Genomic DNA, 14,941 nt, shown 5'->3' with positions numbered 1-14,941 from the left:
AACGCCACGCCCGGCGGCCGCGACCCGCACGTCACCCGGATCGGGGAGATTCCGTGACAGGGGCTGTGCCACGGGCCGCGGACCGAGATCCTGGTGGGGACCGGCGAGGACCACGGCGCGTCACGGGGGAGGTGCGGCGATGGAGCGGACACGACGGCGCCCGTCGCCCGGCGACGCACCGGACGGCACACGCCCGGACCCGGCAGCCGTCGAAGCACCGGACGGCACGCGCCCGGAACCGGCGGACACGCCCGGCGGCCCGGCCACCGGCCCGGCCCCGCCCGCCCTGGAACTCCTCGTCCACGGCGTCGGCGGCACCACACCCGAGCAGATGCTCGACGACGGACGCACGGTCCGTGTCACCGGCGACGACACCGCGGCCGTCTACCGGCGCGCCGCCGACACCGACGCCGAGACCCGGCCCCGGGCCCACGACGCCCGGCCGGTGCCCGAGGCGTACGTCTGGTGCAACCTCACCTCCGGCGACGGCAGCCGCGCCCTGTGGCTGTTGCTGCTGCCGTTCATGGTCGTCAACCTCGCCCACTGGATGCGCCCCGCCGCCCACCGGCGCCCGCGCACCGTACGCCTGTACGGCCTCCTGGTCCGTCTCGCCGGACTGACCCTCACCGTGCTGCTCGTCGCCGCCGCCTGCGAGGTCGCGCTCGACCTGGCCGCCTGGCAGTGCGCGGGCACGCGCGCGTGCACCTCGCGCCACTCCTGGCTGGGCTTCCTGGCACCCGAGGCGGGCGGCTGGTGGAGCGAGCCGGGCCGCCGCCTCGCCCTGGCCGCCCTGGTCCCCGCCGCCCTCACCGGCCTGCTGTGCTACCTCTCCCACCGCACCTGGAGCGCCTACGAGTCCCAGCAGCCGCCGACCCCGGGCGACGGCCCCGGGGAACTGGGCGGCGGCACCCTGGCCCGCCCCGGCTTCTGGTACGGCCGCCGCCTGGTGGCCCGGCTGCGCGCCGCCCACACCGCCGCCGGACTGCTCACCGTCGCCGCGGCGGTCGCCACCCCGGCCGCGCACTTCGACCGGCGGCCCGGCGGCCCCGCCGCCCTGGACGTCCTCGGCTGGCTCCTGCACGCCGCCCTGCTCACCACCGGCGCCGCCGCGGTGGCCGTCGTCTGCCGCCGGGGCCGCAGCGAACACCGGCCGGACCGGCGCCTGGACCGCCGCCTCGCCCGTCGGCTGCCGCTCGGCGCGCTCCTGCTGCTCCTGCTCGCCGTCCTCTACGCCGGCTGGTCGCGCCCGTCCTGGACATCCACCGGCAGGCTGCCGGGCGACGCCTCCTTCGGCGCGCTCTCCCTGACCCAGGGCCTCCTGGTCGTCGCCCTGGCCGCCACCGCCCGCACACTGCACCGCAGCCGCCCCGCCGGCCACAGCCCCGCCGGCACCCCGCCCGGACCGCGGGCCGCGCTGCACGGCCAGGGCGGACCCGCGGTCGCGATGCTGGCCTGCGCGCTCGGCGGGGTGATGTCCGGCGGCGTCGCCCAGCGGGTGGCCGACTGGCTGGACGGCACCGGCGGACGGCTGCCCGGCCCGCCGGTCCTGCTCACCTGGCAGGCGTCCGTCATCCCTGTGGTGCTCCTCCTGCTGCTGGCGCTCGCCGGACGCCTCACCGCACGCACCTGGCGGCTGGCCCGCACGGAACGCGCGCGCGTGCTCCGCGACTTCGCAGGCGGGCCCGCCGACCGCGAGCGCACCCGCCGGATCGCCCGCACCCGCGCGATGGCCACCCTCACCGACGAAGGGCCCCTCGTCGTCGGTGTCGTCTCCGCGGCCACCCTGGCCCTCGGCACCGCCGCACTCGTCGGCGCCCTCGGCACCGGCCGCACCCCCGTCCAGGCCGCAGGCGGAGCCCACCCCGCCGTCCAGGGCGCCGCCCAGACCGCGCAGGCACTGGGCTCCTGGCTCGTCGGACTCGGCTTCGTCCTCTTCGTCACCTGGGGCCGCCGCGCCTACAAGGACGCCTCGGCCCGGCGCACCATCGGCATCCTCTGGGACGTCGGCACCTTCTGGCCGCGCGCCGCCCACCCCTTCGCCCCGCCGTGCTACGCGGAGCGCGCCGTGCCCGACCTCACCTGGCGCATGGCGACCTGGACCCGGGCCACCGGCGGACGGCTGGTCCTCTCCGGGCACTCGCAGGGCAGCGTGCTGGCCGCCGCCGCGGCCTGGCAGCTCACCCCCGCGGTCCGCGCCCGGGTCGCGCTGCTCACCTACGGCTCCCCGCTGACCCGCCTGTACGGCCGCTGGTTCCCGGCCCACTTCGGCCCCGACGCCCTCACCGGACTGCACCGCGACGTCGCCTGCTGGCGCAACCTGTACCGGCTCACCGACCCCATCGGCGGCCCCGTCCTGCTGCCGCGCGACGACGCCGGACCGGACGTCGACCGCGCCCCGCTCAAGGACCCGCTCGTCCACGGCCGTACGGCACGGCACCCGCTGCCCGCCCCGATCCTGGGCCACTCCGACTACCAGGCCGACCCGGCCTTCGCCGAGGAACGCCGACGGCTCCTGGCCCGGCTGCGCCCGGACCTGCCCGCGCCGCGCCCCGCGCCCGGCGACGCCGCCGATCCGGGCTCCGCGCCCCCGGACACCGGACCCGGGAGCGAGGCACCGCCCCCGGACGCCACCGGGCCTCAGGGCAGTTCGGGCAGATCCTCGGCGTAGAGCAGCGTCAGATCGTCGGTGTCCGGATCGTCGAGCTGCGCCACCCGGCCGGCATGGCGCTCCACCATCGCCTCGAACGTCTGGCGCGCGGTGCGGCCGTTGCCGAACGCCGCGCCCCGGGGAAGCTCCGTGAAGTACTTCATCAGCGCCTCGGCCGTCCCCTCCGCGAGCCGGTACTCGTGCTCCTCGGCCTGCTGCTCCACGATCCGCAGCAGCTCCCCGGGGCCGTAGTCGCCGAAGGTGATGGTGCGCGAGAAACGCGAGGCCACGCCCGGGTTGACCGACAGGAAGCGCTCCATCTCCGCCGTGTACCCGGCGACGATCACCACGACCGCGTCGCGATGGTCCTCCATCAGCTTCACCAGGGTGTCGATGGCCTCCTTGCCGAAGTCGCGTCCGGCGTCCTCGGGGGAGAGGGCGTACGCCTCGTCGATGAACAGCACTCCGTCGCGCGCCCGCTCGAACGCCTCCTGGGTGCGGATCGCGGTGGAGCCGATGTGCTCGCCGACCAGGTCGACGCGGGACACCTCCACCAGGTGGCCCTTCTCCAGCACCCCGAGCGAGGCGAGGATCTCGCCGTACAGGCGGGCGACCGTCGTCTTGCCGGTGCCGGGGGAGCCGGTGAAGACGAGATGGCGTTTGACGGAGGCGGCCTTCAGACCGGCCTGCTGCCGCCGCCGGCCCACCTCGATCATGTCGGTGAGGGCGCGCACCTCGCGCTTGACGCTGTCCAGGCCCACCAGCGCGTCCAGCGCGCCGAGCACGTCCTTCGCGGTGCGCACGGGCTGCTCGGGCCGCGGCTCGGGCGGCAGGGGCCGAGGCTCGGTGCTCCGCTGCCCGGGGATCACGCCGAGCAGCCCGGACGAGGTGTCCGCCGTCTGCACGGCCGTCTCCCTGGGCGCGGACGCGGGCGGGCGTACCCCGGCGCTCTCGTCGCTGGTGCAGTCCTCGACCACCGGTCCCGCCCCGGCCGCCGGGTCCCCGCCGTCCGCGAACTCGTACCCGCCGCGCGCGCAGCGTTCCGTACGGCACTTCTTCAGTGTCGTACGGCAGCCGTCGATCACATGGAAGCCGTAGCCGCCGCTGCCCGTCACCCGGCAGCCGTGGAAACTGCCCCGGCCCCCGGCGGAGACGTAGAAACCGGCCTCGGCGGGGGAGACGACGGTGCAGCGCTCGATGGTGGGGTCGGCGCCCTTGGTGACGATCACACCGGTCTGGGTGGCGTCCACGGTGCAGTTGTTCAGGGTGCCGCCGCTGCCGTGGTCGCGGAACCAGGCACCGGTGGCCGCCTCCTTGATCCGGCAGTCGTCGAGCTGCGCGGTGGCGCCGTCGCTCACCGACACCGCGGTGTTGCGCACCTGGGACAGGTCGCTGTCGACGACGTCCGCGCGGGAGCCGCGGTCCAGGACGAACAGCGCGTCCGGCACGTCGTGCACCCGGCAGGAGTCGAGGACCGCGGTCGCCCCGTCGCTGACCCACACGGCCGGGTAGTCGCCCGTACTGTCGGCGATCTCGCACTGGTTGGCGTCCACGCGGGTGCCCGGGTCCCACACCGACAGGCCGTTGCGCCCGAAGCGGTGCACGGTGGTGCGGGTCAGTGTCAGCACGGAGCGCGACCTGAGGTCCACCGCGTTCTCCGGGATGTCGTGCAGCCGGCAGTCGGCGAGGGTGAGCACGGCGTCCGTGTCGAGGGTGACGCCGTCCGCGGTGGTGCGGTGCACCTCGCAGTCAGTGAGGTGCGCGGAGGCGCGCCCGCTGACCTGCACGCCGCTGCCGCGGACCTCGTAGACCTCGCAGCCCACCGCCTCCAGCGCGGAGTTGTCGCCGGTCACGGCGAGTCCGGGGCCCGAGGTGTGGTGGATCCGGCAGTGTTCGAACCGGGGGCGGGCGCCGTCGCGGACCGCGACCCCCGACTGCCCGGCGGCCACGACCTCGCACTCCTCGAACACCCCGCCGGCCAGGCCGAGCACGGCGATGCCGATTCCGGCCGGATTGTCCACCGTGCACCGCCGCACCGTGGGCCGGGCACCGCCGCGCACCTCCAGGCCGGAGGCGGACCGGGTCACGATCCGCACGTCCCGCAGCTCCGGCGTGCCCTCCTCCACCAGCAGCGCGGGCGCGGTCGGGTCCTGGCCCTCCACATGCAGGTCCTGCACCACCGCGGAGGCGCGCACGGTCAACGGGACACCGTCCAGGGGTGCGATGCGCACCGCGCCGGGGGAGCCCTCGGGGCCGCGCAGAGTCACCGGCCGCTGGACGACGAGGTTCTCGCGGTAGGTGCCCGGGGCGACGGTGAGGACGTCGCCGTCCGCCGCGGCCTCCAGGGCCGCGGCCAGCGATGCGTACTCACCCGTGCGGCGCCGCCACCGGGATGTGCCGGTGTGCGTCACCTGGACCGTGCCCTGTGCCATGGCGTTGCCGTGCCCCCACCTCGTCGTACTGATGGCTCGTTCACCTTCGGGGCGCCGCACCCGGTGGCGGGACCGCGGCCGTGCTCAGCCCTTCGGGCCGCCGCGCGCACGCGCGCGGAGAGTCGCCGAACGCGTCGGCCGGTCCACCGTAGCGTGTGCGTGGACGGTCGGTTGACCGGAGTCGCGACGCCGTCAGCTGCCGGCGCCGGTGCGGCCCCAGTCGGGACCCGCGCGGTCCCATGCCTGGTCCCAGCGGGCGTACCTGCGGCGGACCAGGCGCCACAGGACCAGTCTGCGTATGCACTCGGTCAGGCCGGCCGCCAGCAGGGCGGTGCCGAGTCCGGCCAGCACCGCGTGGGTGGTGGCGGTGGCGGTGTCCAGGGGGCGGGTGACGGTCCGGCCGTGCCGGTCGGTCCACAGGCCGAAGCGGTCGCCGGGGTGCGGGTGTCTGAGGCCGGTGCTGACCGGGCCGTGCTGCCGGGTGCCGTCGGGACCGGTCCAGTCGGCGAGGACGCGGCTGCGGATCTCCCGGCCCGTCGCGATCTCCGGGTCCGGCGCCGGAGCGGACGCGGTCAGTCGGCGGACGACGACGGCGGAGACCAGGTGCCGGGTGCGGTGCTGGTCGCGCACCGTCCGCTGAAGGGCTTCCTGGGTGACGGAGCCGACGAACGAACCGAGCACGGGGGCGGCGGCCAGGACGAGCAGCAACGAGGCCAGGGCCAGCCAGGATTCGACCAGATCGGTGGTGCGCCGCAGCGGGTTGTGCCGCCAGCGCCAGAGTCCGCAGATCGCTCGCACGGTCCCGCACCCCCTTCCCGCTCCGTGATAACCCCCGGCGGAGCCGTTCGTCCGCGAACCCGGTCGAAGAGAGAGGTACATCACCCCGCACGGGGACTCTCACGAACCTCTCACGAAACCCCAACGAGCGGGCCGCCGCCGGGGGTTCCCGGGACGGGGCGGATGTCACTCCAGGATCGTGACCGGGTCGCCGAGACGGATGGTGCCGGTCGTCTCGGGCACCAGGTTCTGTCCGAAGACCAGGGAGCCGCCGAACCGGCGGTGCCGGCCGAGGGTGCGCAGCGGCTCCTTGCCGCGGGCGCCGGTGTCCTGGTCGGTGGTGGTGACCACGCACCGGCCGCAGGGCTTGGCGACCCGGAAGGAGACCTCTCCGATCGCGACGCGCTGCCAGTCGTCCTCGGCCCAGGCGGCGGTGCCGCCCACCACGACACTGGGCCGGAAGCGGTTCATCGGCACCGGGCCCTCCTCCGCGCGGTCGCCCTCGGCGATCAGCGAGTTGAGGGAGTCGAGGGAGGACAGCGACGTGAGCAGCAGCGGGAAGCCGTCGGCGAAGCTCACGGTCTCGCCGGGGCGCGCGAAGGCCGGGTCGACGGGCCGGCGGGTGGTGGGGTCGTCCATGTGCACGAGGCGCACCGCGGCGCCCACGAGGGCGCTGCACCAGGCGTGCGCGGCGGCGTCGGCCGCGACGGCCTCCACCTTGTCGCCGAAGATGTCCACCGCGACCGTCGTCCCCGGTACCGGCACGGGGACCGTGAGCGGCTCGTGTCCGGGCGCGGAAAGCCGCAGGCCGCCGCCGGGCATCAGCTCGGCGACGGCCGGTGCGAGATGTGGCCGCTGACGCTGGGTGACGACCTTTCCCCCGTCGTCGATCAGCACCCAGCGCCGGTCCCCGGCCAGTCCCCAGGGCTCCACCACGGCCTCCCGCAGCCCCACGGGCCGGAACGCCTTGACCGGGTGGATGTGTAGCGCGCGCAGTTCCGCAGTCCCCATGACCTCATCCTGCCAGGTGGCACGGACAGCCGGGGGGAGCGGTCAGTAGCCGCGGTACTGCTGGTTGTTGTACGGGTCCTGGTACGGCGCGGCGGCCGGCCGCGGGGCCGCGGGGCGCATCGCCTCGTAGCCGGTGCCGTTGACCATCGGGCGGGGCAGCTGCTGCTGCGGGCCCGGGTAGCCGCGCGGGGCGGCGGCCTGCTGCGGGATGTAGGCGGCGGGGGCCTGCTGGAGGGGGGCGGGCTGCTGCGCCTGCGGGTAGCCGTAGGCGGGCTGGGACGGGGCTGCCGGCAGGGCGGGCAGCGCCGAGGGAAGCGCGGGCAGGTGGCTTCCCGTGTCGTACGGCGCGGGGACCCGGATCGGGGCGATCTGCGGGGTGCCCCGCTCGGCGACGAGGGAGTCGTAGATCGGGGTGTCCGGGAAGGAGGCGGAGTAATAGCCGCCGCCATAAGTGGAGCGGGGGGAGGTCATGGCCATAAGTTAAGCCCACGATGTGCTGGTTGGGGAGACCGATAAGAGGGTTGTTTTCCGTGTCGGCGGTGACGTGGGATCCCCAATACGAGCGAAATTGACAAAAAGGGGCGCCGCGAACGGCCCAGATCCTGTAAAAGAGCAGGGTTCTGGGGGGTTACCGGCGGTCGCCCCGGTCGGTTCCGCCGCTCGCTGTGGGAGTTGTGCGCCGCCGGGCATAGGTTGGGCGGGGAGTGAGCCGACGAACTGCCGTGAGCCGGGAAACCGCCTGGCCGAAGTGATGGGGGCGCGACATGTCCATGCCGAAGGGATCGAACACGCCGGTGCCGACGACGGCCCTGCGCGTCGAAGTGGGCCGGCGTTCCGGTCCCGGCGTCCCCGACGTGGACGCCTCCGCCCTGCTGCTCGCACCGAGCGGGAAGGTGCGCTCGGACGGCGACTTCGTCTTCTACAACCAGCCGGCCCACACCTCCGGCGCGGTACGGCACGAGGGCAAGCGGGACGCCGCCGGGCAGGTGACGGACACGCTCCTCGCCGACCTCGCGCGCGTGGAGGCGGCCGTCGACCGGATCGTGCTCGCCGCGTCGGCGGACGGCGGCGCCTTCGGCCAGGTGCCGGGCCTGTACATCGAGGTGCGGGACGCGGCGGCCGACACCGTCGTCGCCCGCTTCGACAGCAGCGGCGCCAGTGTCGAGACCGCCTTCGTGCTGGGCGAGTTCTACCGCCGCCAGGGCGCCTGGAAGTTCCGGGCCGTGGGCCAGGGATACAGCAGCGGACTGGCGGGCCTGGCCACGGACTTCGGCATCACCGTCGACGAACCGCAGCACGCCGCGCCGCCGCCCCCGGCGGGCCGCACCCCGGCACCGCCCGCGTTCCCGCCCCCGGCCCCGGCGACGGCCGCCCCCCTCGCGCCGCCGCCCCCGACCGGTCCCCCGGTGCCCCTGCCGCCGCCCGTCGGCGCCACCGGCGCCGTGCCCCCGCTGCCCCCGGCTCCCGCCGCGGCCCCGGTGCGCCTCACCAAGGTCACGCTCACCAAGGCGGCGCCCTCCGTCTCGCTGACCAAGCAGGGCGGCACCTCGGGCACCATGCGCGTCAACCTCAACTGGCAGGTGCGCAAGCAGTTCTCCGGCTGGACGGGCAAGCGCGGGCGGGCCACCGCCATGCACTCCGACCTCGACCTCGACCTGTGCGCCCTCTACGAACTCAGCGACGGCCGCAAGGGAGTCGTCCAGGCCCTCGGCAACGCCTTCGGGGCACTGCACCGGCCCCCGTACATCCACCTCGACGGCGACGACCGCACGGGCGCCGTGACCGACGGCGAGAACCTCACCCTCAACCTCGACCACACCCACGACTTCCGGCGCGTTCTCGTCTTCGTGACCATCTACGAAGGGGCTCGGTCCTTCGCCGACCTGCACGCCACGGTCACCCTCCAGCCGCAGCACGGCGCCCCGGTCGACTTCTCCCTGGACGAGTGCACGGTCCCTTCGACCGTCTGCGCCCTCGCCCTGATCACCAACACCGGCGGCGACCTCGTCGTCCAGCGCGAGGCCCGCTACCTGGTCCCCGCGCGCGGGGTGAGCCCCCAGCGCACCGTCGACCAGGCCTACGGCTGGGGCATGAACTGGACCCCCGGCCGCAAGTGAGCCCGGCCCCTCCCTCAGCCCCCTCGGCCCTCCTCAGCCCTCCTCGGGCAGGGCGTCCGGACGCGCGTAGGTGCGGCCCTTCCAGGCCGCACCCCGCCCCCGGTAGTGCTGCACGGCCGAGTCCACCGTCATCAGCAGATAGAGGAACGCCGTGAACGGCAGCAGCGGCGCGAGCCACAGCGGTTGGCGGTAGTACCGCAGCATCGGCGCGTACGTCGCCGCCATCACCAGCCACGCCCCGCCCCCGGCCGCGGCCGTCGTCGCGCCGCCCCACCACAGCCCCGCGACCAGCGCCACCGGCGGCACCAGATACACCAGCGCCAGCCCCGCCACCGTCCCGGCCAGCACCAGCGGGTTGTGCCGCAACTGCGCGTACGCGCTGCGCGAGACCATCCGCCACAGGTCGTGCAGCCGCGGATACGGGCGCACGCTGTCCACCCGCTCGGCCAGCCCCAGCCAGATGTGCCCGCCGCCGCCCTTCACCGCGCGGGCCAGGGCCACGTCGTCGATCACCGCGTGCCGGATCGCGTCCGGGACCCGCGCCCGCTCGGCCGCCTCGGCGCGCAGCAGCACACAGCCGCCCGCTGCCGCCGCCGTCCGCCCGCCCCGCCGCCCGATCCACCGGAACGGATACAGCTGCGCGAAGAAGTAGACGAACGCCGGTACGACCAGCCGCTCCCACAGGCTCTCCACCCGCAGCCGGGCCATCTGCGAGACGACGTCGAAGCCCCCGGTGCGCGCGGCGGCCACCAGCCGGCGCAGGCTGTCCGGGGCGTGCGCGATGTCCGCGTCCGTCAGCAGCAGGTACTCCGGCGCACGCGCGCGTGCCAGCGCGATGCCGTGCCGCACGGCCCACAGCTTGCCGGTCCAGCCGTCCGGCGGCTCACCCGGCGAGTCCACCGTCAGGGGCAGCCCGCCGCCGCGCCGCCCCAGCTCGCGGGCCAGCTCCCCGGTGCCGTCGGAGCTGCCGTCGTCGACCAGGAACACCTCCGCCCGCCCCGGATAGTCCTGCGCGAGCAGCGACGGCAGGCTCTCGCCCAGCACCGCCGCCTCGTCCCGCGCCGGGACCACGACGCAGACGGCCGGCCACTCCTGCGGTCCCGGCTCCCGTCCCGCGGGCAGTCTCACGTCCGTACGCCAGAAGAACCCCTGGCCGAGCAGCAGCCACAGCCAGGCGGCGAGGGATCCCAGGGCGGTCCACATGATCACGCTCACCCCCGCAGTCTGCCCCACCCGGACGGCCGGTTCGAGGGGATCGTCTATCGTGGCCGGGTGAAGATCGCGCTCATGGACTCCGGAATCGGGCTGCTGGCGGCCACCGCCGCGGTACGGCGCCTGCGCCCCGACGCGGATCTCGTCCTGTCCCTGGACCCGGCCGGCATGCCCTGGGGCCCCCGCACCCCGCAGGACCTCACCGCACGCGCCGTCGCCGTCGCCGAGGCCGCCGCCGCGCACGCCCCGGACGCCCTGATCGTCGGCTGCAACACCGCGACCGTGCACGCGCTCACCGCGCTGCGGGAACTCCTGGAGCCGGACCTCCCGGTCATCGGCACCGTCCCCGCGATCAAGCCGGCCGCCGCCGGCGGCGGACCGGTCGCCATCTGGGCGACACCCGCCACCACCGGCAGCCCCTACCAGCAGGGCCTCATCCGCGACTTCGCCGGTGGTGTGCCGGTCACCGAGGTGCCCTGCTGGGGCCTGGCCGAGGCCGTCGAGCACGCCGACGAGACGGCGATCGACGAAGCAGTCACCGCCGCCGCCGCACTGACCCCCGACCAGGTGACGACCGTCGTCCTGGGCTGCACCCATTACGAACTGGTCGCCGAGCGCATCCGGCACGCCGTGCAGCGCCCCGCGCACCCCCCGCTGGTCCTGCACGGATCCGCCGGTGCCGTCGCCGCCCAGGCGCTGCGCCGGATCGGCGGCCGTCCCGCGCCCACAGCCCCGGCCGAGGGCACCGTGACGGTGCTGCTCAACGGCGCCGAGGGCGCCCTGCCCGCCCCGGCCCTGGCCTACGCCGAAGGGCGCCTCCTGCGGGCGGCCACCCCCGCCCGCTGACGCACCGCCCCCGCCGCCGCCCGGGGCCGGTCGTGCGCCCGCGCGGGCGAGCGCCCGGGACACTCCCCGTGTGCGACGCGCTACCCAGGCGGCGAAACCTGAGTAACCTCGAAGGCATGAGGGACCCTTCCCGTGTCGAGAACGGCCCGCATCCCGAGGTGTGGACAGGGCGGGCCACCAACCGGTTCCAGTGGCTGCTGGCGCTCGTCGGCGCCGCCTGCCTGGCGCTCGGCATCGAGCTGGCCGTCGACTCCGCCTGGAGTTCCGGCGTTCTCGCGCTGGTGATGTCCGTCGTGGGCTGCATCGCGGCCGGACTGCTGGTCCTCTTCGGCACCCTCGCCTTCGTCCATGTCGCCCTCAAGGTCGACAAGGAGTCCCTGGAGGTGCGCTGCGGCCACATCGGTCTGCCGCGCCGCCGTATTCCGCTGGCCCATGTGGCGGGCGCGGACTTCGTCCCCCATGTCACCCCGCGCCACTGGGGCGGCTGGGGCTACCGCTGGCGGCCCGAGAAGGGCACCGCGGTGGTCGTACGGCGCGGCGAGGGCGTCGTGCTGCGTCTGTGGGACGGCCACACCTTCACGATCACCGTCGACAACGCCGAATCAGCGGTCCGGGTGATCAGGGCCCGGCTGCGCCCGCCGACACCCGGCCCGGCCTGAGCCCGCGGGCCACCACCGCGCGGGCCCCGGAGCCACGACCGGGGCGGCCTCTCGGAAGCCCCAGGTCCGGAGTCCGTGATTCCGCCCCCCGCCGTTCCCGTCCGCCGTACGCGCGCCGGTGACGGCCCGGACACCGGTTCACGCCCGTGCACCGTGCTGTCAAGGGGCAGGAAAGCCGCCGTACACTCCCGGGGTGACCGTCACCGCAACCTCCGTCGACGAGTCGGACCGGGTGGGCCCGCCCTCCGCCCGCGCACCCTGGCCCGCGCGACTCGTCCGGCTCGTACCCGCCGTCGTGGCGGCACTGTCCGGCCTCCTCCTCTACGTCAGCTTCCCGCCGCGGACCCTGTGGTGGCTGGCCCTGCCCGCCTTCGCCGCCTTCGGCTGGGTACTGCGCGGGCGCACCTGGAAGGCGGCGCTCGGCCTCGGCTATCTCTTCGGCCTCGGCTTCCTGCTGCCCCTGCTGGTGTGGACCGGCGTGGAGGTCGGCCCCGGCCCCTGGCTGGCGCTGGCCGCCGTGGAGGCACTCTTCGTCGCCCTGGTGGGCGTCGGCGTCGCGGCGGTCTCCAGGCTGCCCGCCTGGCCGGTGTGGGCGGCGGCCCTGTGGATCACCGGCGAGGCGGCACGCGCGCGCGTGCCCTTCCACGGCTTCCCCTGGGGCAAGGTCGCCTTCGGCCAGGCGGACGGCGTGTTCCTGCCGCTGGCCGCGGTCGGCGGCACCCCCGTGCTCGGCTTCGCGGTCGTCCTGTGCGGCTTCGGCCTGTGCGAGGCCGTACGCCTGGCGGTCCACGGCCGGCGCACCGGGACCCTGCGGCGCCCGGCCGCCGCCGTCGCGCTGCTGAGCGTGGCCGTACCGGTGGGCGGCGCGCTGGCGGCCCGCACCCTGGTGAGCGACAAGGCCGAGAACGGCACCGCCACCGTCGCGCTGATCCAGGGCAACGTGCCGCGCGCGGGCCTGGAGTTCAACGCCCAGCGCCGCGCCGTGCTCGACTACCACGCGCGGGAGACCGAGCGGCTGGCGGCCGAGGTCGAGGAGGGCAAGGCGCCCCGGCCCGACGTGGTGCTCTGGCCGGAGAACTCCTCCGACATCGACCCCCTGGAGTTCCCGGACGCGCGCCTGGTCGTCGACCAGGCCGCCAAGGCGATCGGGGCGCCCATCTCGATCGGCAGCGTCGTGGAACGCGACGGCAGGCTGTACAACGAACAGATCCTGTGGGACCCGGTCAAGGGCCCCCTCCAGACGTACGACAAGCGGCAGATCCAGCCCTTCGGCGAGTACCTGCCGCTGCGCTCGCTGCTCGGCGCGATCAACGGCGACTGGACCTCCATGGTCCGGCAGGACTTCAGCCGGGGCACCGAGCCGGGCGTGTTCACCGTCGGCGGCACCCGGATCGGCCTGGCCACCTGCTACGAGGCCGCCTTCGACTGGGCCGTGCGCGACACGGTCACCCACGGCGCGCAGATGATCTCCGTACCGAGCAACAACGCGACCTTCGACCGCAGCGAGATGACCTACCAGCAGCTCGCGATGTCCCGCGTCCGCGCGGTCGAGCACAGCCGCACCGTCACCGTCCCGGTGACCAGCGGCGTCAGCGCGGTCATCATGCCCGACGGCCGCATCACGCAGAAGACCGGCATGTTCGTCCCGGCCCACCTCGTCCAGAAGGTGCCCCTGCGCTCCTCGCGCACGCCCGCCACCGAGCTGGGCGTCCTGCCGGAACTCGCCCTCGTCCTGGTCGCAGCGGGCGGCGTGGGCTGGGCGATCGGAGCCGGTGTGCGCGGGCGGCGCGCCCGGGACGTGTGACCGTACGCCGGGCGGACGCGCCCGGCCGCCCCGTGGATCGGGCGGTGACCTGGGACGTCCGCCCGTTAGGGTCGGCCCCATGGCTACTCCTGACTTCATCCGCACGATCCGGGCCTCGGCGGGCACCCAGCTGCTGTGGCTGCCCGGGGTCACCGCCGTGGTCTTCGACGACGAGGGCAGGGTCCTGCTGGGCCGCCGCTCCGACACCGGCAGGTGGTCGGTGATCGGCGGGATCCCCGAGCCCGGGGAGCAGCCCGCCGCCTGCGCCGTGCGCGAGGTGCACGAGGAGACCGCGGTGCACTGCGTCACCGAACGGGTGGTCCTGGTCCAGGCGCTGTCCCCCGTCACCTACGCCAACGGCGACGTCTGCCAGTACATGGACATCACCTTCCGCTGCCGTGCCGTGGGCGGCGAGGCCCGGGTCAACGACGACGAATCACTCGAGGTGGGCTGGTTCACGGTGGACGCGCTGCCCGAGCTGGACGAGTTCGCCCTGTTCCGGATCAAGCAGGCCCTGTCCGACGCCCCCACGTGGTTCGACACTACGGACCTTGGCTGAAGTGTGGGCCGCGCCCACATGTAGTGGGGCGGGGGCCCTGCCTAAGGTCGACACATGACCTCGCCCAGCCCGCACCCTGCCCCACAAGGCCCTCCGCTCGACCTCGACGGTCGCACCGCGCTCGTCACGGGCGCCGCCGGCGGGATCGGCCGCGCCTGCGCGCTCCGGCTGGCCGCCGCGGGAGCCAAGGTCAAAGCCGTCGACCGGGACGCGGAGGGCCTGGCCGCACTCGCCGGACACTCCGCCCACCTCCCGGGCGTCCTCGAACCCCACGTCCTCGACCTCACCGACCTCGACGCCGCCGAACACGCGGCGGCGGGCACCGACGTACTCGTCAACAACGCCGGGATCCAGCTCGTACGCCCCATCGAGGAGTTCCCGCCCGACGTCTTCCACACCGTGCTGACCGTGATGCTCGAAGCACCCTTCCGGCTCATCCGCGGCGCCCTGCCCCACATGTACGGACAAGGCTGGGGCCGGATCGTCAACATCTCCTCGGTGCACGGCCTGCGCGCCTCCGCCTACAAATCGGCGTACGTCGCCGCCAAGCACGGCCTCGAAGGTCTCTCCAAGACGGCCGCCCTCGAAGGCGCCCCGCACGGAGTCACCTCCAACTGCGTCAACCCCGCCTATGTGCGCACCCCCCTGGTCGAACGGCAGCTCGCCGACCAGGCCGAGGCCCACGGCGTACCCGAGGAGCGGGTCCTGTCCGACATCCTGCTGAAGGACAGCGCCGTCAAACGCCTGATCGAACCGGAAGAGGTCGCCGAGGCCGTGGCCTACCTGTGCGGCCCGCACGGCTCCTTCGTCACCGGCAGCTCGCTGGTCCTCGACGGCGGCTGGACCGCCCACTGACCTGCGCCGTCGCCACCGGGAG

At 74.8% G+C, this 14,941-nt stretch carries 12 protein-coding genes; 7 read left to right on the top strand and 5 right to left on the bottom strand.

The window, feature by feature from the left end; genetic code table 11:
- Window positions 1-139: 139 nt before the first annotated feature.
- Window positions 140-2,668: a hypothetical protein gene (locus ACWDYF_RS29210; protein WP_389471686.1), complete on the top strand. Its 2,529-nt coding sequence runs from the start codon at window positions 140-142 to the stop codon at window positions 2,666-2,668.
- On the opposite strand, the gene ACWDYF_RS29205 is transcribed toward ACWDYF_RS29210, so the two are convergent.
- The 4 genes from ACWDYF_RS29205 to ACWDYF_RS29190 form a co-directional block, all read right to left on the bottom strand.
- A complete protein-coding gene (locus ACWDYF_RS29205) occupies window positions 2,638-5,079 on the bottom strand; it encodes a right-handed parallel beta-helix repeat-containing protein (RefSeq protein ID WP_389471684.1) in 2,442 nt (813 codons plus the stop codon). The genes ACWDYF_RS29210 and ACWDYF_RS29205 overlap by 31 nt on opposite strands.
- 192 nt (window positions 5,080-5,271) lie before the next feature.
- The gene (locus ACWDYF_RS29200) at window positions 5,272-5,877 is read right to left on the bottom strand and encodes an Rv1733c family protein (protein ID WP_389471681.1); all 606 of its coding nucleotides are present in this window, start codon (window positions 5,875-5,877) and stop codon (window positions 5,272-5,274) included.
- 165 nt (window positions 5,878-6,042) lie between these two features.
- Window positions 6,043-6,867 (bottom strand): MOSC domain-containing protein, encoded by an 825-nt coding sequence (locus ACWDYF_RS29195; protein WP_389471677.1) that lies wholly within the window; start codon window positions 6,865-6,867, stop codon window positions 6,043-6,045.
- Between the two features lie 42 nt (window positions 6,868-6,909).
- Window positions 6,910-7,338 (bottom strand): DUF6643 family protein, encoded by a 429-nt coding sequence (locus ACWDYF_RS29190; RefSeq protein WP_026253062.1) that lies wholly within the window; start codon window positions 7,336-7,338, stop codon window positions 6,910-6,912.
- Between the two features lie 299 nt (window positions 7,339-7,637).
- On the opposite strand from ACWDYF_RS29190, the gene ACWDYF_RS29185 reads away from it, so the two are divergent.
- Window positions 7,638-8,984 (top strand): TerD family protein, encoded by a 1,347-nt coding sequence (locus ACWDYF_RS29185; protein ID WP_389471745.1) that lies wholly within the window; start codon window positions 7,638-7,640, stop codon window positions 8,982-8,984.
- 33 nt (window positions 8,985-9,017) lie between these two features.
- Here ACWDYF_RS29185 and ACWDYF_RS29180 read toward each other — a convergent pair whose 3' ends face one another.
- The gene (locus tag ACWDYF_RS29180) at window positions 9,018-10,187 is read right to left on the bottom strand and encodes a glycosyltransferase (protein WP_389471743.1); all 1,170 of its coding nucleotides are present in this window, start codon (window positions 10,185-10,187) and stop codon (window positions 9,018-9,020) included.
- A gap of 69 nt (window positions 10,188-10,256) precedes the next feature.
- On the opposite strand from ACWDYF_RS29180, the gene ACWDYF_RS29175 reads away from it, so the two are divergent.
- The 5 genes from ACWDYF_RS29175 to ACWDYF_RS29155 all read left to right on the top strand — a co-directional run bounded on the left by ACWDYF_RS29175 (window position 10,257) and on the right by ACWDYF_RS29155 (window position 14,919).
- Entirely contained in the window at window positions 10,257-11,042 is a 786-nt protein-coding gene (locus ACWDYF_RS29175) for a glutamate racemase (RefSeq protein WP_389471673.1), read from the top strand.
- A gap of 116 nt (window positions 11,043-11,158) precedes the next feature.
- Entirely contained in the window at window positions 11,159-11,701 is a 543-nt protein-coding gene (locus ACWDYF_RS29170) for a hypothetical protein (protein ID WP_389471670.1), read from the top strand.
- A 193-nt stretch (window positions 11,702-11,894) separates the two neighbouring features.
- Window positions 11,895-13,505 carry an apolipoprotein N-acyltransferase gene (gene lnt, locus ACWDYF_RS29165; RefSeq protein ID WP_389471668.1) on the top strand — a complete coding sequence of 537 codons (1,611 nt, stop codon included), beginning with the start codon at window positions 11,895-11,897 and terminating at the stop codon, window positions 13,503-13,505.
- A 79-nt stretch (window positions 13,506-13,584) separates the two neighbouring features.
- Complete coding sequence (locus ACWDYF_RS29160) at window positions 13,585-14,064, top strand: NUDIX hydrolase (protein ID WP_381737989.1); 480 nt, start codon at window positions 13,585-13,587, stop codon at window positions 14,062-14,064.
- Window positions 14,065-14,118: 54 nt separating this feature from the next.
- Complete coding sequence (locus tag ACWDYF_RS29155) at window positions 14,119-14,919, top strand: 3-hydroxybutyrate dehydrogenase (RefSeq protein ID WP_381737990.1); 801 nt, start codon at window positions 14,119-14,121, stop codon at window positions 14,917-14,919.
- Window positions 14,920-14,941 lie beyond the last annotated feature (22 nt).

Source organism: Streptomyces sp. NPDC003284, assembly GCF_053589675.1.
The sequence above is the reverse complement of the archived record's forward strand: the minus strand, read 5'-3'. Positions and strand labels throughout refer to the sequence as shown.